This is a genomic window from Mangrovibacter phragmitis, from assembly GCF_001655675.1.
GTDB lineage: Bacteria > Pseudomonadota > Gammaproteobacteria > Enterobacterales > Enterobacteriaceae > Mangrovibacter > Mangrovibacter phragmitis.
Genome location: NZ_LYRP01000001.1, coordinates 385,160 through 402,756, shown reverse-complemented (window position 1 = coordinate 402,756; position 17,597 = coordinate 385,160). Strand labels below are relative to the sequence as shown.

The following is a 17,597-nucleotide window of genomic DNA, read 5'->3' as shown; positions in this document are numbered from 1 at the left end:
ATTATATCACGCATGCAGCTTGTACGCTGATTAGCTAATCCCCCCGACCAATTCAGATGATGACTAAATTACTCAGTAATACCTGTACACAGGCCATGAGTGGTCACTGTGCCTGAAATTATACCAGCGTGTTTATATGTTTTCGCTTGCTGACGGTTTAGGGGAAACTTCAATAAAGAATGGAAAAAATCTCATTTTTTATTGAAGGTTGGGATTTGTCTTGTTTATTTTGATTATTAAACGAGGAATTTCTTACTTTAAGAAAATGAGCGTTAATTTCAGGTAGATTATTTTTGTGGCGAGATTATCTACTGATGGTGACATATGAAAGAAATTATTTGCGTGATGCTTGTAATGCTGGCTAATTCTGCATATGCAGCGCGGGAGGATTATGTTGCATCCCCAGATAAAGTATTTTTGGAGAGCGCGAGGGCGAATTCTAATATAGCTGAAAAAGATATTTATGGGGAGGTGGTAAAACCTGAAGAAGCTAGTTTGAATATTGCTGAAGCTACACCTGCGAACACTACCCCACAGCCAGTGAAAAGTTATGGTACCGCGGCTGGTTCCAACGCGCCACTTTATGGGGTTGGTAGCTCAGCTATAATAGTACCCTCTGTTGTCGTTGCCGTGGCAGGTGTAATGCTGTTATCCATGGGCGGGAGCGGGTCGAATGCATCAAATACATCAACGACAACCACAACAACCACCACCACTACGCCATCACATTAAATAAAAAACGAAATTTTTGACTTTGCGATAATTTTCAATTCTGTTGATTGTGCTTATGATCATAATCAACAGGAAATTATCAGTTTCTTCATAACAATAAACTATTACTGGTTTACTTATTGCCCAACCAGGTTGGGCTTTTTTTTATGAAATCTATAATGAATAAAACGTAAAGAATATTGGATGTATTTCTTGAGGGTGAACCAATGAATGATACAGATACTCTCTTTTTAGCTGGTCTGAGTGATGGTTCTGTTTACGCAGTATTTCAGCCTGTTATTAATAGAACTAACAGGCTGATTGGTTTTGAAATCTTGATACGCTGGAAAAATGATAACCAGATACTGCTGCCTGATGCATTTTTACCAATGATTAAAAGCAAAAAAACGTGGTTAGCATTAGCTGATTATCTTATTAATATTGCAGTGAATAAAATTAATGCATATCAAGGCTGTTATTTCTTTTCATTTAATATATCAGGCGCTGAGGTAATCAACGAAAGATTCGTTGAAATGATTATTAATTCCCAAAAAAAACTTTTTTCAGCGGATTGGATAAGATTATTGGCAATAGAGTTTTCTGAAAAGATAAAACTGAATGGCAATGTAAGAATAGCCGGGGTTATGAATACTCTACAAGATATTGGTTGTACTTTATACCTTGATGATATACTTTCTTATGATAGTACGATATACCCTCTTCAGGTTATAAAGTTTAATGGGGTTAAAATTGACAGAAACGTTGTAGATAAAATTGAAAATAGTGAAATATGCATTTCTTTGATAAAAACAATTATCTATTTTTGCTCGTTGACAGGGGCTGTTTGCGTGGCTGAGGGAGTTGAAAATAATAATCAATTAAACATGTTGAGAACTATGGGTGTGGGGTTCTTTCAGGGGTATTTAATATCAACGCCAATAGAAGATGCTGTGCTTAATGATTTTGTGAATTCCTATGGAAGAGCTAAGAAGTCCTTTTCTTAGCTCTTTTCTTATTACATGTAGAAGTCAATGCTATTACTTTGATTTTTTTTATTTTGCATGTTTCTATTGTGAATTATTTCAAGTTCATTTATTTTCATTTTGTGGTCGTTGAAATCAAAAAAACTAAATGCATAGAAAAGATCTATTCTTGAATTTGCTGCGATTTTCCTTTTTATATTGTCCTTATGAGAAGATACAGTTTTCTTTTGTATTTGCATTGATCTTGATATTTCATCATCACTCCTTTCTGAAATTATCCCTGAGAGGATTTCTAGTTCTCTATTACCTAAGCTAATATTTTTCACTTCATCACTGATTCTTCCATAGATGAAATTCTTTATAATATCCAAAAAAGTGTCAATGGTTACTCTTTCTGGTATTACTATAAACCTCCCATCTTGTGTTGTGAAAGGAGTGAAGTTCCCCTTTGTTATCACTAACGAGTCACCGTTTATTATGCACGAGTCAAAATTTATTCTTACATTAGAATCAATGTTTTCATGAAGGATGGAAATGATACCTTGTCGTATATAATTGCAGGATATTTTATATAAATAAACATTTATTTTTCTTTCCATAACGCCCTCGTATCCCGGTTGCTGTGTGTAATAATAAAAGTGACTTCAAAAGAAAAGTTCATTACCTCACGCAGAGTAACAAAGCAACTCTCCAGAGGCATAAGATTTTTCTTGCTCTAGATCTTTAACACAATAATAACTAATTGTTAATTGGGGAATTTCTTATTTTTAATTTTCATGCAAGGTGCTAATAAATAAATAGAAGCGCATTTATAGAAACTGCAATGTGTAAGGTATATCCTATTCGTTTGGTTATTTTTACTGAGGTTATTCTCATTTCTTAAATGGTAAGTCGATGCGAGTTAAATGATTTATTATATCAATTTCATATTGTATAAATCCATAAGAATCGCTGCGTTTATTTTAGTGATGTGTGATATTTTCATGTGTGGCGGCGTATTCATAAATTCACTGGCTCCAATGATGTCTGGTGCTTAAAATAAACACACTATGTGTTTGTTATCGTGTTTTTTATAAAAAATATTTATTAGTAATGAATGGATATATTGAGTTAAATCTTATTTAAAATTAGTGAATTGACACTTAATACACCTATTGGTAGTTTGTAGTAATAGTTTTTTCTGGGAGGTTAATATGGTTATTGGTTTCCTCGTTGTCGTGGTGTTATTATTTTTGTTCGCTATTTTTTGTTTTATAATGCACTATAAAACAATGAGATCAAGACGTCTATCTATAGATAGAATTAAGAGGAAGAAGAAAATATAAACAACTGAATCAATGAGAGCGTTTTATTCATGGTAACGGCCAGAACAGTTTTCGGGAAATAAAATTTCCTATAGTTAACTCAATTGAATTTGTGGCGTCTTTTTAATCACTAAACCCATTCTTATCACTAACCATATTGAGTATCGCCAGTTTTAATATCAGGTCAATATTAGTTCACGATATTTAATATTAATTTATATGAGTGGTTTTTACTTGTTGGTGCGGTAATTACTGAGTCGATTTATATTCAAAATAAGAGTGTGGGGGTATGTAATTTAATTTTATTGTTTTAAATCAATGAGTTATATATTCAGGTGCCCTGCGGGTTTCATCAAAAATCGATCTTTCAATCTAATCGCGAAAGTGTTGAACAAAACATCAAAATTTAGTGTATCTCTGAGGCTGGTCATATTTTAAGCATTAACTGTTGGCAAGCAGGGTGTTACTCTAAACATCACATTTTATATGCCATTTGTGTGCTGGTTGCTATCAACATCACCTGATCAACAATACTCAAATAATAGCTTTATTGCCCACCAACGTGTGTACATGAATTATGATTCCATTGTTCCTGAAATCATCAGTTCACAGGGTCGCATGAGTAGTAAACACTGTAGCGTTGGTGAAGAGCCATAGCGGTCAGCTTGAGCAAAACATACTGAGAAGTTGGTCGGTTATGGAGGCGCACTATTACTTGTTTGTTAAATTGGTGCCTGGCAATACTCTGGCAGGTAATTCTGCCGTTTTTAACTGCGCTGTAGCAAGATTCATGAGCCTTCATAAAAATAAAAATCCACGCAATTGCGTGGATTCTAGCGGGTTTTGTGAGCTTCATGAGATGTTCTGACATCTCATGAGACAACAAAGCTTATTTAGACGTTGAGCCGTGATTTTTCTGTTATTTAATTGATATTTAATGTTTTTAATTTTTTAATGTTGTTTATATACTCATGTCTGTACTCACTTTAGCTGATGCTATCAACTGAGGCTAGTTATCACAGCTACAGCCAATTCTTGTTCACCCGGATTGTGTGATACGGCTTTTTCTTTATCAATGAATAGATTCGATGGGATTGTCGAGTATTCAATAAGTGGAAGTGTAATTGTAAGCACTTTCACAGGAATATATCTTATTTGACAGAGCGATTTTTGCTGGTAACGGGCATTTCGAATGCCATTGATACGTCAATCGATGGAAAGCCTGGATAGCGGGCCTTAACTATGAGGGTATATCAGTAAGTGAATACAACTGAACTAATCATAACATCATGATTTATTTCATACAAATTGCGTACCAAATCCTGTTAAATCCTGTAATTTTGAGATAAATTGCTTATACTTGGCTTAGTTGTAGGATCATAACGGCCCCAAGGATTTAACGTGCGAATCAAAATGTACCCAGCCCAAAATGGAGATGCCTTTCTTCTAAGTACCAATAGAACTAACATCCTTATAGACGGTGGGTACCCCAGTACCTTCAATTCATACATACATAAAGATCTCAAAGAGTTAGCAGCTAGAAATGCATGTTTAAATTTAGTTATCATCACTCATATCGATGCTGATCACATTGGGGGGATCATTCGCCTTCTGGCCTCAAACGGTGATTCAAATGTTAAAAACATTATTTCTATTGAAGATGTTTGGCACAACAGTCTACGAAGCTTGACTTCAGTAAATCAAACTGCTCTACCACCTGAAGACCTTGAAGTGATTGACGCCATTATTAAGCGAGGTCATCCGAAAGAGTTCAGTTCCCTCCCAGGCTTTAATGAGATCAGCGCCAGACAAGGTTCGACATTAGCAACTTTGATCAAAGCTGGAGGGTATGTGTGGAATCGAACGGATGGCACACAAAGCATTTGTACCGACTCCGTGCAACTTAAGCAATTTCAAGATGGTTTAGTAAGGGTACTTACACCGTCAAGAGCTCGATTGAACAGTTTAATTAAATCTTGGCAACAAGACTTAAGGCGCTATGGTTTTACGGGGCCTGTAGGCACAAACCAAGCTATTGACGATGCTTTTGAGCTTAACTTTGAGCACAGCAATAAAATGAAGGCAAAAGGAGAAATCCTCATATCTGCCGGGTGCAATAAAAGCCTTGAGGAGATATACAAACCGGATGACTCACCGACTAATGCTAGTTCTATTGCAACTATTATAGAACTAGATGGAATTCGATTATTAATGCTTGCAGATGCATTGGCAGAAGATATTTTGATGGAGGTCCAGAGACTGAAGTCTCAAGGAGAGGTCATGATGTTTGATGCAATCAAAATATCTCACCATGGAAGTAACTACAACACTAGCCCTGAACTACTCAGTGTTATAGATGCCCCAAGGTATTTCATTTCCTCGGATGGTAGCAAACACAATCATCCTGATATTGAACTTCTTCGAGCAATAGTAGATAGGGAAGCGAGTTTTACAAGGACTCTCTATTTTAACTATTCGACCCCGGAATCGAGAGAAATTAGAGATTTCCAAGCAACTACGGGCGCAACTTTCATTGTTGAAGAAAACGCGACTGGTTGGATAGAGATCACAAAGGAACAATCATGTTAGATACAGAAATGAAAGTAGCGACTTGTAAGATTGAATGTGGTGATGAATCTGGTACAGGCTCACTAATAACACCGAGAATAATATTAACTGCGAGGCATTGCGTAGCCAATGCAATTGATAGTGATTCGGAGATTAGTGTAGCATTTAATTTTAACTCCTCCCCCTCAGTAATAAAAGCTCATATTCTTGGTCATGACGCAAAGTTAGACATCGCTTTAGTAGAATTAGAAACTGATTGTGATATTTCTCCAATCAAACTTAGTGGCATATTGCCTTTTGGGGGGAACCGATTTTACTCCTACGGGTGGCCTGTTGATAAATTAACAATGGGGCACCGTTTAGAGGGAACAATTGTTCAGATATTTGACAGGCCTAAACTACGATCTGATATAGAGATCAGCATAGATGAAGCATTATCTTTAGATGACTACAAAGGATTTTCTGGAGCTTCAGTGGTTTGTAACGGCACTTGTGTGGGCGTTATTAGAGTTTCCGTAGAAAAAACAATTGGTGTTGTTTCTATATATAGCATACGCAACTTTTTGAAAGTATATGGATTTAATGTCGAAACTAATGATGATGGTTATAAGCGACAAGATTTAGCCACTAGAAATTCATTTATTAAGCAATTTGATAAATTTGCTATTGAGCAAAACAACAGCTACCTATTTATTAATGGCGCACATGGTATAGGTAAGTCAACATTTTGTGAAACATACAAACCTATAGACACTACTTTAGAACATTTCGGTACATACAGTTTTACACCCTTGAAAAGCCCCAAGAATGCCACCCAGTTAGCCCAGCCACAAGAGTTCTTCAATTGGTTAAATATGCAAGTTTCGATTTTCATCACTGGGTCACCTGGACGTATAGAAAATGGTGATTATCCAGAATTAATAACTAAGATAGAACAACTTTTAATTAAACTGAGTGACGTGTTCTCCTCAAGAAATGTGAAAGGAGTGCTGTTCATTGACGGATTAGATGAAGTTGAACGTCAAGATGCTGAAGCTCTTAATAAGTTTGTTGGACTGTTACCTATGTCATTACTTCCTGGGTTGGTAATCGTGCTTTCCGCACCAAACTATGAGCAATTTGCAACTCGATTAGGTAAAAGACTTGGAAGTGAAGCATGTATTTCTATGCCCTCTCTTACAGATAATGCTGTTAAAGATTTTTGCTACAGAGCCCTTACAGGGGATCACGTAAGTTCAAAAACTGTAAACTTAATCTGCGAACGAGTCCAGGGACACCCATTATATCTTCGCTATTTAATCGATCTCGCCAACTCCGGCACGAGTAATGATGAACTCAGTAAATTACCGTTAATTGATGGCAGTATTCGAAAATACTATGACTTACTATGGCTGAAGCTGATGGAAGATAATGATGCCATAAATTTACTCGCAATTGCTGTTCGTTTGCGTTGGGGTATCCCTATTAACCACTTCACTAAAATTTTGAACCCAAACGAACAGTCTATATTGATTAGCACTTTAGCAAGAATACAGCACTTATTGTTGTCTCCAAATCAGACAACAATCTATCACTCTTCATTTTCTGACTTTCTACTTGAGAAGACAGCATTACGAGAGCAGGATGTTCAATCGAGGCTTGTTGAGCACTGTAAAAAGCAAACAAACGAAAAGTATTGTGTACTTAACTTAATCTACCATGGACTTAAAGCTGATGGGCAAGATAAAGCACGCTTGGTAACTTTATGTACTCAAAACTGGGTTGATGATTGCGTTTACCAAGGGGTTGAGCCCGACACTATCCTCGAAGATCTTAAAGGTGTTTTGAGAGTAGCAACTGAGCTAGGTAGTTTAGTTGAAACGGTACGAATCCTTCTGCTTAACCAAAGAATTCGATTTCGGTATAACACTCTATTTGCTCAATCGGCTGATTTAACAGCAAATGCTTTGATCTCTATAGGAAAAGCACAAGATGTTTTGCAACATGTAAGTCGATATAAGCAGTTAATTATTCCGCTGGAAGAAGCACTGACAATTGCATTGAAGCTAGTTGATTCTCACAGCTATAGGGAAGCTTTAGAGTTATTAAGAATTGTAGATAAGAACTTAACTGAAGAACTTGAAAAAGTGTATAACGGAAATGGGCTTTCTTATAGAGAATTCTTGGATATTTATGACCTTCAATTACAGCAGTACTTTCTAAGGATTCGCGCTGGAGACAATAGTTCACGCACTTCACTTACTAATTTCCAATGCTATTGGATGGAAAATATCAAAAGAACTTCAAAAGATAAGGAAGTTAGTAAGCTTCTTATAAGAGAGATGGCAGCTTACTTGCAAGCTGCATCTATGTGCTTAACTGGAAAATATATGTCCCTTTGTCAATTGAAAGGGTTTTATAACGGACCATTAGAGGAGGTGGCAGAGCCAATTGTTTTTGCAGCCCCGCTATATCAAGGGCTATGTGAGAGATACGGTGTAAATACTGAAAAGGCTCTACTTAATCAAGTATTCTCTGACATAAACATCTTAATTTCAGAGGGGTGCAGTGAAGAAATGAAAGTGCATCCTAGTATAATCGATTGTTTTGTGTCTCAGGGCGCACCTAAAAACATTATTGTTGCTTTAGGTGAAATGCCTAGTAACAAGCCTACACCGATAGCATGCATTGCAGACGACAATATTTCTGTTGATTACGAAAAATTAGAGAACGGAATGGCAGCGTGGAGATTTAAAGCGTTTATTGACCCTGAATTTACCTACCCTGGCTTAGTTAATATATCTCCACATACTTGGTTAAATGGCCTCAATTCAATATTTAGCGTCGTAGCTTGGTGTGATGGTGCTGCTAGAAGATTCAAAGAAGTTGAGGACGATGTAGGCTTGCAAAAAGTCTGGGGGATTTTAAATCAGGATGTTTTTGACTATTTAAAGTTTAATCTTGCACAGCGTATCCAATGGGAGGACGCCTACGGTTTACCAGAAAGCATAGTCCCCCAAATATATCAATCATTAACGATTTTAATGACTGATGTATATCCTGATAAGATTGGTAACTTGCTTGACTTTGTCGAGAACCAATTTAGTTCCCAATGTGGCATCTACTCTGAAGGATTTAGACGAATTATAAAGCTAGTTCTAACAAATATTGTTAGTAAGCCAATGGACCCAAATGTAGAAGATCAAGTGTTCGTCCTGGTGGATCGCTGGAAAGAGTTCGTAGTTTCTAACTTAGAGAATAGATATGAACTTGTTCCAGAGTTGCTGAGCATAGTTCCATTTTATACCAAATTGGATGCCTCAGACGAAGCAATAAAAACTTATCAACTTGTTTTATCATTCTCAATGGGACCGAGCTGGTATAAAGAAGATCAGTTTGGGCTAAGCGTCAACGTTCTTCAGTCTCTAAACCATACATCAAGTTTAGCATCAGGTGAACTTAGTAAAATTGCTGGTCTGCTTGATGCAGCGGCTGGAGAGATGACGTTTCAGCGCTTCGTTCGATACGCTAAACGTGATTTCCTCGGTGCTTTATGTTCACGTAATGACTTTTCCAGTGCGATTAAATATTTTATAAGACAAACCTATGGAACTTTAGAGCAGATGCATCAGGAGGTAACTAAAGGTGACATAGATAGAATATCTGCATTAAAAGGAACTCGTTTTCCCGGAGGAGCATTGGATGAGCAGGATTCGATTCTGTCCCTCATTAAACCATTAATCTCAAGTGCTAATTGGCAGCTTTGTTGGGCGTTATTAGAGAGTTTTCAATTTGGTGACTCTCGCTATATTAATAGATTTGCCGAAGCCTACAATCTTTTGATTGATAAGGTTTCTGATGTCGATAACGCCCTCACCATGATCATGGACCGATTAGAAATTATTTGTGAATCTGAATTTGAAAATAAAAAAGATTGTTCAGAATTTATCGTATTGATTGCTTCATCCATACCAGAACGATACACAGAGACATTTGAAGCTAGATTCGCTACATATACGATTTCACCCGAGACCAAAAAAACAACAGTTACAATACCTGAAGAAAGTACAGTTAAGGACGAGAATCGAGAAAATAAGCATGAAGAAGATTACGACTCTATCTATATGCCGGGACTTTTTGGCTCTCGAAGTTCAATCGCTGAAGCCACTACAGCTTTATCCAAAGCTGAGAGATATCTACGACGCCGTAATTTTTCGGAAGCACAAAAAGAAATCATTACAGGATTGATGGATATTCAAAGTGGTGGATGGCCAATATGGACAGGTCAGGTTTCTGCGATCACGGATGGGCAATCTCTACTTTTGAACACAGATAGCTCAGTTTCTGATTTAGTTAAGCTGTATTCACCTTTAATACTCAATGAACGCCATTCGGAAAGTTGGCGAATAGCAAACGGCTTAATAGAGTGGCTAGCGAGCCATTCTTCTGATGAGGAGCAAGCAGAACTTCTTCAAGTAACTAACGAGCACACGAGCCTCATGGTTGGTGCTGCGGACAAAGAAACTGCTGGCTATATGTTTCTAGAAGAGAGTGATAATAACGAATTATCTCATTGCTTAGCCTCTTTGCTTCTTCATGCGATTGAGCACCCTATATGGTTAAGGCGAGAAAAAGCGTCTGAGATGCTGATTTGGTTATCAAAAAGTTACCCAGAATTTGTCCGACTTTTTGGGGCCAAAGCTTTTTCAATGGATATGGGCATTCATCCTGATGTCATTTGCGGTGTTCTTAAGCAAATGTCTACAACAAAGCAAATTTGGGAGACACTGGCCCAAGAACTCGACTTTAGCTCTATAAAACAGGGCTGTAAGCATGTTGGAAGATATGCAACTCTAATACACATTGCTAGACAAGCTGCCATGAAAGGTTTTGAATCTGCAGCAGAAGCTTTGGATACGCTAACTGATCGTTTTTGTAATAAGGTTGATAACGGCAGATCGAATGATGTTGACTTACCTCCATGGGCTGAATGCATTAAACCTAATTGGTCAAGACTTGAGAAACTAAACTTAACAAGCGCCAGTATAGTGGCCCAAGCCAAGTCACTATTGGAAGAGGCATGCTCACCATTATCTATAGAAGTATGTTTGGAGTTGGAACAATTGTTGGCTGAAGGTTATTATGGGAATGCAAAATGCCCTAACCGCTGGTCGGATAGAGTTTGTAACGCGTTTCAAGTAGCATTACATAGTGTTGCAAACGAATCAGAATACAAACATATTGAAAATATTTTTAGAAAATATAATCCTACTCGTTTAGATAACTTGAGGATTACAAACTTTGACTCTCCAGCTTTACAATGGCTTCTTACTAAGAAACCAACACCGTTGCATGGGAATAGTATTTACTTAGATTATTGTGAAAGGGTTTGGTTTGAAGGTAAAATGAGGTTAGTAAGACTAACTGCATACTTATCTGATAAGCCAGAAAACCTTCCTCTTCCTTCAGGGCGCTTCTTATCACTAGATAAGCCTTCACTGGATAATACTTGCGTGATTGACACTTGTGCTAATGTTGAAGCTTTACCTGCGTATTTTGGTAGCTTTACACCTGCAATACCAACAACGCATTTCATGAGGATCACTGGAGCAACTAGCTCAAATTTAAAACGAAATTGGTGGAAGTCAGGACGACTAAAAGAAACATATGAAGGAGCGCCTTTCAATGAGGGTTGCTATCTCTCTATTGATGTAAATGCTCTCAAGTTACCGCATGGCTTTAAATTGATTTGGGTATTTGAGTTAGATCTAAAACCTATTGGATTAGTTTCTTTCCAATAACATTGGAGAATATATGAATTTTGATACATTCGAGACACCGCAGACAAGATCGGAGTTCGAACTTCGATTTTACTGTTTACACAACATTATGAAACAAGGTAAGTTTCATGTGGGACCAAATGTATCCATGGAGGGAGTGCTAAAAGTTAGAAAATTACCGAATGGGCGAATTGATTTTCTCAGTGTTAATGAACAAGCTCGCTTAAACGCAAATATGATGTATAAGATGCGAAATATAGAAGTGCCCAGTAACCTCAACTCTAGTGATAATTTGGAGTGAATAGATGAAAATGAGAAATATTATTTAATAGCTCAGGTTATATTTTTCCTAAATTTGGGGGCTGATAAGGTGGAGTAACAAACCGCTTAAGAATATGAAGTTAATAGCTATTAAAAAATAAACGGCCTAAAGTTTCTTAAAGGCCGTTTATTAGTTAATATACAAAGTTTGTGCGCGCTACTAGTGGAATGTGCTTTCTTCTCAACAATTATATATATATTAGCAATCGTTCATCTGTTTTGCTGGTTTGAACTAATAATCAAAGGGCATTAATGAGAAGGTTGTTTTTTATTTTACTTGAATGCTGGCTTGTCAATCAATGAATTCTAACAATAGAATTGAGGGTGTAAATAATGATCATGTTTATAATTTTTCCTTTTGGGTAAATTATCATTAGTATCACCCAAAAGGAATCCATACGTAGTGAAGATAACTATAGGCCTGATACGTTTATGTAGAACTGGCCGTTATTATCATCAGTTTTCTGTATCCGGTAGGTGATTGGCAAAGAATTTTGTAAGTCTGGTTTTGTGAACGTTAAATCAGCCGCGCACTGATAAACATCCAGACCTGATTCGTGGCTAATTGTTCTGACATTTTCTACAGAAATATGCACATCCTTATCCAGCGTCATACCTTTCTCGATTGTCTTTCTGGCAATATCTACGACAAGATTTTTTGCATCGTCACTACTACATTTTGGCGTTTTCTCGCCGCAACCAGTCAGCAAACCAGCTGCTATTAATACCAGAAGCATTGTTCTTTTCATATTAGATTCCTTCGTTAATTTAGGCATTTATTACTTCTTATTAAATAGACCATCCATTGCGCCTGCCGCAGAAGCCCCGCAGTATCCCTCGCAACTACGAGTCATAACACTGGCCTTACCGTTTTTCAGTGTACTAATTACTGCAACACACTGGCTGGTATTGTCATTCCAGACCCAGCGACGCTTCTGACTTTCTCCGGCAGCTATTTGCTGTGCCGTCCCCTCAATATTGCATACGCCCGAGCCATCTCCTGTTGAGGCATTAATGCTGAATTCAGCATTGCCCTTTTCCGGATTCAGGGTCAGAACCGCTCCGGGTTTTACGTACTGCTCTGCTGCGACAGGTAGCGTTATGGCTGCCATCAATAAGGCCAACAGTTTTCTGTTCATTATTTGATTCCCTGCTAAGTGATACGGATGTTTTTGGTGATTTTCCCCAGTGCCAGCGGTCTGCGTTTTTCCACAAAGAAATAAACGACGTTGAATGCGGACTTGCGATGATTCCCTCGACCAAGAGAAGGCCAGTTGCGGAAGGATTCGATCTGTTCTTCTGAATAAGGCGTGTCAGAGAAGTCAAACAGCACAAGCAAGGCTTTGCCATCGTGCTTCATCAATTTCTTTACTTCTCTACTGTTGACGGTCGCGGAGACATTGGAACGTGCCGCAGTTGGTTTACGTACTGCAAACTCAACGGCTACATCATCAATGACAAAATCAATGTAACCGTGTCCGGATACAGTTCCTGGCAGCTTGCTTTTCACTTCCGGTGAGACATTATCTGCAAACCAACCCAGCAAATAGCAACGTACCAGAGGCAGTAATTCCCGCTCGCTACATTCGTTCAGACGCAGGGTTTTGACGAACTCCCTGCGATAAAGAGAACTGAAAAAATACTCAAAACATTCCGTTATTTCAGTGATGGTGGTTGCCATGACTGCATCCTTTACCTGCTATTAGGTCCATTTTTAAGGGCATACCTTTCCGGCCATAATGTTTCCGGTGTCGTATCCAGAGCCCCGGCAATAATGCGCTCAGCTCTGGGGTAATGACGCTCTAAGGCATTATTTAATGTACGTGGCGCAAGGCCGTGACTGCGTGACAGTGACGCCAGCGTTAACCCTCGCTTGTGAAGTGCTGCCACAATATCGGCACGATGCCAGTTCCCTGAACTTCCTTTGCTCTGCTTTTTCTGCGATGCTGTTGAGTTACGCACAGTATTAACTCCATGGAATCAGTACATGGATATTAAATGCGAATAAAAGATACCTTTCAAGTTCTTTTGGTATCTATTTATTGGTTTTCATATTAACGCATTGATATCTGGTGACATTTATATGAGCAGTAAGAGAACAGTTTCGGTTATACCTACTCATCCTGAAGCTTCTGTTGAAGAGGCTAAAGACTGGCTGACAGCAGAGGAATTCACTCATATTGAGGGGATGCCGGGCACTGCGCGTGGCGCCAGGATGCGCCTGGAAAAGCTGGCATCCCTGCACCCGGAAATACGTCGTAAAAGGACTGCCGGGAAAGGCGTTGTTTACCATATTAGCGCAGCCACAATGTCGCTTGATGATGAGAGAAACAGGGCTAAGGGCGAAGCGTTTACTCTCAACGACAGTGATCGCCAGCTAAGCCTCTGGGTGCAGCTGTATCGCAATATGTCGCCAGCTTCGCGGGCGCAACTGATGGAGCAGGCCCTCAGGCTGGTAAAGGACGATCTGATGTCTCAGGGGCCCAATGTTTCTGAACTGGCGGTACAAATCATGAAGCTGCCCGAAGATGAGCGTAAGCGCCTCTGTGAAAAGCTGAACGGGAAGGTGTGATAGCGTCAGTTTTCCGCCATGTCAGACAGAAGGAACCACCCCGGAACCCTGGCCCGTCTGACATGGCGGAATGTAAAGTATGCCATTACTTATTAATGAATAAAAATCTGTTTTCAGTTATTTCCGTTCTGAATTACGAACTTGTTTCTCGTTGTTATTATTTGCAATGAAAGTATATTTTTGCTATAATTTCATTGCTGGATAGTGTTATTAATTGCAACCAGCCATTTAAATCATCACATTCTTTAAACGTTCATTTTGTTAATCCTTCACTGGAGGGTTGACTGTATTTAAAGAACACAGGTCTGACTATATCTAACAGGGGATATTGTGTATTCATTATTACAATGGCAGAGGTTAGTTAATAAACTCTTCATTAAGTATTATGGCATAGACATTAACGACACTGCCTTTTGTGAGGCAAGTTATATGAAAAGATACTGGACTGATTGTGTTCGTCCTTATCAGGCAGTCAATGAATGGGCATATAAGTATGATCTGCACAGACTTGATTCTGTTGACACTCCATTGAGTGAAGTTAATGAACTATCCGTCAACCAATACATGGAATTAAAGTGAATAAAATACATCAGGAAGGGCTGACTATGCCAGTCAGTCAGGAATTAATTAACGTCATATTTAAAGAGATAGGAAATCCCCCACCGCATAAAGCCAGAATAGCCGCTGTCAGTCTGTTATTTAAAGACCTGAGTTACAGCGCTGAAAAGGGCGGTTATCATCCTGTCGAAATACGGCTTATTTCTCGCAATGACGAATGGTGTTTCGATTACATCACCGACTTCAGTTATATGGGAGTGGTTTATCCTGAACTGGAAAAGGAAATTGATATCAGCTGGAGTCAGCAATATGTCTTTCTTGCCCATGTTGGTGATTTGCCTGTTAACGCCGGAAGGGAGTTATTTGAACTCTGGCAATCCAACTTTATTCAGTATCACGCCATGAACGTCTACACCATTACCGTCCTGTGGGAAAGTTAATCCCTCTGCACTAACCATCACTACTTTATGAGGAATTATCTGTGACGACTGACAGAGGGATACGTGCGTCTCAACAGGGCGAACTGGACTGTCTTTGCGGTGCTTATTGCATGGTTAATATGCTGAGCTGGCTGTATGACGGCAGAGTGAAACGACGCCCGTTAATGAACCGGCTTATTCAGGCTTACCAGCAGCGCTGGCCTTTGCATGAGTGGCTGACTGAAGGGATTGAAGAGGAGCGTCTGGACTGGCTGATAGCGCAGGTGTTGCAGAAAGGGCACTACAGCCGCCAGTTCCCGGTCCAAATCACCAGACCCTTTGCAGGGAAGCGGGGAGTAACAGACGGGCGACTGTTCAGGGAAATGCAGCGGTTTCTTGACGTTACTGACCACTCCCGACTAATTATGCTCAGCGACCAGTTTCACTGGTCCCTTCTGGTCAAAATGGACGAAGAAACGCTCTGTTTCTTCGACAGTAACGGGCGAACCACTATGCCCCGTAAAGCTTTCTCCCTGCGTACTGGCGTAACCCGCCGCCAGCTGTTTCCCGACGCTATTTACTTCATTGAACGGGAGTTCTGAAATGACCATGTTTACCCAGCATGAAACCCGTATCCTTGACCAGGCGCGTGATATTATCAGCCGGTACTACCAGCGTGGCGTTCAACTCTGCTCCCCTGATGATGTACGGCGGTGTGTGATGGTTGAGCTGGCACCGCTTGAACATGAAGAGTTTGGCATCATCCTGCTCGATAACCAGAATCAGCTGCTGCACCGTGAAATACTGTTCAGGGGCACATTAAACACGGTCAGCGTTCACCCCCGCGAAGTTATTAAGCGTGTACTGAAACATAATGCCGCCGCAGTCATCCTTGTCCACAACCACCCCAGCGGCGAGCCTGAACCCAGCCGTTGCGATATCAAGTTGACTAAAAAACTACAGGAGTTGCTGGAAATGCTGGATGTGCGGTTACTTGATCACTTTATCGTGGCGGGGACGGAAACGGTATCAATGGCTGAACGGGGGCTAGTGTGATGCTGAAAGTTACCTGGTTTAATGTACGTTATTGCGGGTTACGCGCATGAGCGGGGCTGCGTTGCGTCAGGTCGTTTCGGTGGTACAAACAACCGTGTTTGATGCGTATATTGCCGGTCTGGCTCCCTCGGGGCGCAGAGGTATCACCAGCCTGTTAAACCGCAGTGCCGGCATACTTAAACGCGGTGTGGGTGCAGATAACTACCCGTGGGAACAACTTAACTACGCTGCCGTCGCTAAAGTACGAGCGGCACTGCTGGATGACGGTTACGCCGTGTCGTCGGTGAACATGGCGTTATCAGCACTGCGGGGCGTGGCGCAGACGGCCTTTAACCTCAATTGTATGAATGCCGAAACGCTGGCACGTATCCGGTCAGTAAAGCGCGTGAGCGGCGATATCCAGCGCAAGGGAAGGGCGCTGGACAGGCAGGAAATCCGCGCGCTGATTCAGGCCGCAAAACAGCATCCGCAACCGATACGGCGCTACCGTGATGCCGCTATTGTGCTGACACTTTGCGGAACGGGCCTGCGGGCCGGGGAACTGGTCAAACTTGAGCGCCGGGACTATAACAATGGCATTCTGACAGTGAGGCAAGGAAAGGGGCGCAAATACCGTGAAATTCACGTAGCGGATGCAGTGGATAAGGCTATCCGCGCGTGGCTGAAAGTTGGCGCAGATGAAGCTGACAGCGCACTGTTCAACCGTATCCAGCGCAACGGTAAGGTCGCCAGCCAGCCTCTGACAACAACCGGGTTAACGGGTATCCTGGCTGAGTTACAGCAAACGGCAGGCATAGCACGTTTTACCCCGCATGATATGCGGCGCACCTTCATCACCCGTTTGCTGGAACAGGGCGTGGATATCAACACCGTCCGCCAGTTGGCAGGCCACAGCGACATATCCACGACGACGCGCTATGACTATCGTGGTGAGGGTATGAAAGCCAAAGCATCACAGAGTTTACGGTGCTGGTGATGATTAAAGAGGTAAATCCCGTTCTGCAACACCTTGTTCAATCAGCTCATGTCGACGAAGCGCAATTTCATCTAAGTCGTCACTATCGACGTTACTTTCTGTCAGGTAAACCACGAATTCCCAGCGAGGTGGTGCATTATGCAAGATGATCGACATCCCACTTTCTCTTAACAAGGATGCCACCATTGAGGCGGCCTGCCTTGTTCCTCCAAACCAGTAACGCCCAATTTTTCCGATAGACTCAACAGCAGGAACATAATGCTGTTTGAATACTGAGGCCCGCAGTGCGTCATAGTCGATATCAAATGTCATTGTTTATCTCCCCGTTAGTCGCTGTTGCAGTAACATTACACGTTCTGAGGCAATCCAC

17 protein-coding genes are annotated in these 17,597 nt (G+C 40.4%); 11 read left to right on the top strand and 6 right to left on the bottom strand.

Annotation, left to right across the window (positions count from 1 at the left end; all coding sequences use genetic code 11):
- The first annotated feature begins 324 nt into the window (after positions 1-324).
- Positions 325-732 carry a hypothetical protein gene (locus tag A9B99_RS01790; RefSeq protein ID WP_231889140.1) on the top strand — a complete coding sequence of 136 codons (408 nt, stop codon included), beginning with the start codon at positions 325-327 and terminating at the stop codon, positions 730-732.
- Between the two features lie 206 nt (positions 733-938).
- Positions 939-1,715 (top strand): EAL domain-containing protein, encoded by a 777-nt coding sequence (locus A9B99_RS01785; protein WP_064594042.1) that lies wholly within the window; start codon positions 939-941, stop codon positions 1,713-1,715.
- Positions 1,716-1,726: 11 nt separating this feature from the next.
- Here A9B99_RS01785 and A9B99_RS01780 read toward each other — a convergent pair whose 3' ends face one another.
- Positions 1,727-2,293, bottom strand: coding sequence for a response regulator transcription factor (locus A9B99_RS01780; protein WP_064594039.1), 567 nt, complete (start codon positions 2,291-2,293; stop codon positions 1,727-1,729).
- A gap of 2,106 nt (positions 2,294-4,399) precedes the next feature.
- Here A9B99_RS01780 and avs1a point away from each other — a divergent pair.
- The 3 genes from avs1a to avs1c are packed head-to-tail and all read left to right on the top strand — an operon-like array spanning position 4,400 to position 11,626.
- Positions 4,400-5,587 (top strand): AVAST type 1 anti-phage system MBL fold metallo-hydrolase Avs1a, encoded by a 1,188-nt coding sequence (gene avs1a / locus A9B99_RS01775; RefSeq protein ID WP_064594037.1) that lies wholly within the window; start codon positions 4,400-4,402, stop codon positions 5,585-5,587.
- Positions 5,581-11,346 carry an AVAST type 1 anti-phage system protease Avs1b gene (gene avs1b, locus A9B99_RS01770; protein WP_064594036.1) on the top strand — a complete coding sequence of 1,922 codons (5,766 nt, stop codon included), beginning with the start codon at positions 5,581-5,583 and terminating at the stop codon, positions 11,344-11,346. The genes avs1a and avs1b overlap by 7 nt, the downstream gene beginning before the upstream one ends.
- 13 nt (positions 11,347-11,359) lie before the next feature.
- Positions 11,360-11,626, top strand: coding sequence for an AVAST type 1 anti-phage system protein Avs1c (avs1c, locus tag A9B99_RS24400; protein ID WP_064594035.1), 267 nt, complete (start codon positions 11,360-11,362; stop codon positions 11,624-11,626).
- Between the two features lie 433 nt (positions 11,627-12,059).
- Here avs1c and A9B99_RS01760 read toward each other — a convergent pair whose 3' ends face one another.
- Genes A9B99_RS01760 through A9B99_RS01745 form a run of 4 tightly spaced genes read right to left on the bottom strand, consistent with a single transcriptional unit; the run spans position 12,060 to position 13,608 of the window.
- A complete protein-coding gene (locus A9B99_RS01760; RefSeq protein ID WP_016247044.1) occupies positions 12,060-12,395 on the bottom strand; it encodes a hypothetical protein in 336 nt (111 codons plus the stop codon).
- A gap of 30 nt (positions 12,396-12,425) precedes the next feature.
- Positions 12,426-12,785 (bottom strand): hypothetical protein, encoded by a 360-nt coding sequence (locus A9B99_RS01755; protein ID WP_016247045.1) that lies wholly within the window; start codon positions 12,783-12,785, stop codon positions 12,426-12,428.
- Positions 12,786-12,799: 14 nt separating this feature from the next.
- Entirely contained in the window at positions 12,800-13,327 is a 528-nt protein-coding gene (locus tag A9B99_RS01750) for a hypothetical protein (protein ID WP_064594033.1), read from the bottom strand.
- 11 nt (positions 13,328-13,338) lie between these two features.
- Complete coding sequence (locus tag A9B99_RS01745) at positions 13,339-13,608, bottom strand: helix-turn-helix domain-containing protein (protein ID WP_001669504.1); 270 nt, start codon at positions 13,606-13,608, stop codon at positions 13,339-13,341.
- A 121-nt stretch (positions 13,609-13,729) separates the two neighbouring features.
- Between A9B99_RS01745 and A9B99_RS01740 the strand changes: the two genes are divergently transcribed.
- From A9B99_RS01740 to A9B99_RS01715, 6 genes are all read left to right on the top strand, one after another.
- Positions 13,730-14,218, top strand: a complete 489-nt coding sequence (locus A9B99_RS01740; protein ID WP_016247047.1) for a hypothetical protein — start codon at positions 13,730-13,732, stop codon at positions 14,216-14,218.
- A 330-nt stretch (positions 14,219-14,548) separates the two neighbouring features.
- Positions 14,549-14,797 (top strand): TA system toxin CbtA family protein, encoded by a 249-nt coding sequence (locus A9B99_RS24455; RefSeq protein ID WP_024189826.1) that lies wholly within the window; start codon positions 14,549-14,551, stop codon positions 14,795-14,797.
- 26 nt (positions 14,798-14,823) lie between these two features.
- A complete protein-coding gene (locus A9B99_RS01730) occupies positions 14,824-15,216 on the top strand; it encodes a DUF2787 family protein (protein ID WP_023277091.1) in 393 nt (130 codons plus the stop codon).
- Positions 15,217-15,335: 119 nt separating this feature from the next.
- On the top strand, positions 15,336-15,797 hold the full coding sequence (locus A9B99_RS01725) for a hypothetical protein (RefSeq protein WP_032142065.1): 462 nt from the start codon (positions 15,336-15,338) through the stop codon (positions 15,795-15,797).
- A gap of 1 nt (position 15,798) precedes the next feature.
- On the top strand, positions 15,799-16,251 hold the full coding sequence (gene radC / locus A9B99_RS01720) for a RadC family protein (protein ID WP_016247051.1): 453 nt from the start codon (positions 15,799-15,801) through the stop codon (positions 16,249-16,251).
- A gap of 46 nt (positions 16,252-16,297) precedes the next feature.
- The gene (locus A9B99_RS01715; protein WP_042015114.1) at positions 16,298-17,227 is read left to right on the top strand and encodes a tyrosine-type recombinase/integrase; all 930 of its coding nucleotides are present in this window, start codon (positions 16,298-16,300) and stop codon (positions 17,225-17,227) included.
- Positions 17,228-17,230: 3 nt separating this feature from the next.
- On the opposite strand, the gene A9B99_RS01710 is transcribed toward A9B99_RS01715, so the two are convergent.
- Positions 17,231-17,539, bottom strand: a complete 309-nt coding sequence (locus A9B99_RS01710; protein WP_023277094.1) for a hypothetical protein — start codon at positions 17,537-17,539, stop codon at positions 17,231-17,233.
- Between the last annotated feature and the right edge of the window lie 58 nt (positions 17,540-17,597).

What these genes read in the sequence shown, in the direction of transcription:
- A9B99_RS01790 (WP_231889140.1), top strand. Translation starts at nt 325, where the DNA reads ATGAAAGAAATTATTTGCGTGATGCTTGTAATGCTGGCTAATTCTGCA.
- A9B99_RS01785 (WP_064594042.1), top strand. Translation starts at nt 939, where the DNA reads ATGAATGATACAGATACTCTCTTTTTAGCTGGTCTGAGTGATGGTTCT.
- A9B99_RS01780 (WP_064594039.1), bottom strand. Translation starts at nt 2,293, where the DNA reads ATGGAAAGAAAAATAAATGTTTATTTATATAAAATATCCTGCAATTAT.
- avs1b (WP_064594036.1), top strand. Translation starts at nt 5,581, where the DNA reads ATGTTAGATACAGAAATGAAAGTAGCGACTTGTAAGATTGAATGTGGT.
- avs1c (WP_064594035.1), top strand. Translation starts at nt 11,360, where the DNA reads ATGAATTTTGATACATTCGAGACACCGCAGACAAGATCGGAGTTCGAA.
- A9B99_RS01760 (WP_016247044.1), bottom strand. Translation starts at nt 12,395, where the DNA reads ATGAAAAGAACAATGCTTCTGGTATTAATAGCAGCTGGTTTGCTGACT.
- A9B99_RS01755 (WP_016247045.1), bottom strand. Translation starts at nt 12,785, where the DNA reads ATGAACAGAAAACTGTTGGCCTTATTGATGGCAGCCATAACGCTACCT.
- A9B99_RS01750 (WP_064594033.1), bottom strand. Translation starts at nt 13,327, where the DNA reads ATGGCAACCACCATCACTGAAATAACGGAATGTTTTGAGTATTTTTTC.
- A9B99_RS01740 (WP_016247047.1), top strand. Translation starts at nt 13,730, where the DNA reads ATGAGCAGTAAGAGAACAGTTTCGGTTATACCTACTCATCCTGAAGCT.
- A9B99_RS01730 (WP_023277091.1), top strand. Translation starts at nt 14,824, where the DNA reads ATGCCAGTCAGTCAGGAATTAATTAACGTCATATTTAAAGAGATAGGA.
- A9B99_RS01725 (WP_032142065.1), top strand. Translation starts at nt 15,336, where the DNA reads ATGCTGAGCTGGCTGTATGACGGCAGAGTGAAACGACGCCCGTTAATG.
- radC (WP_016247051.1), top strand. Translation starts at nt 15,799, where the DNA reads ATGACCATGTTTACCCAGCATGAAACCCGTATCCTTGACCAGGCGCGT.
- A9B99_RS01715 (WP_042015114.1), top strand. Translation starts at nt 16,298, where the DNA reads ATGAGCGGGGCTGCGTTGCGTCAGGTCGTTTCGGTGGTACAAACAACC.
- A9B99_RS01710 (WP_023277094.1), bottom strand. Translation starts at nt 17,539, where the DNA reads ATGACATTTGATATCGACTATGACGCACTGCGGGCCTCAGTATTCAAA.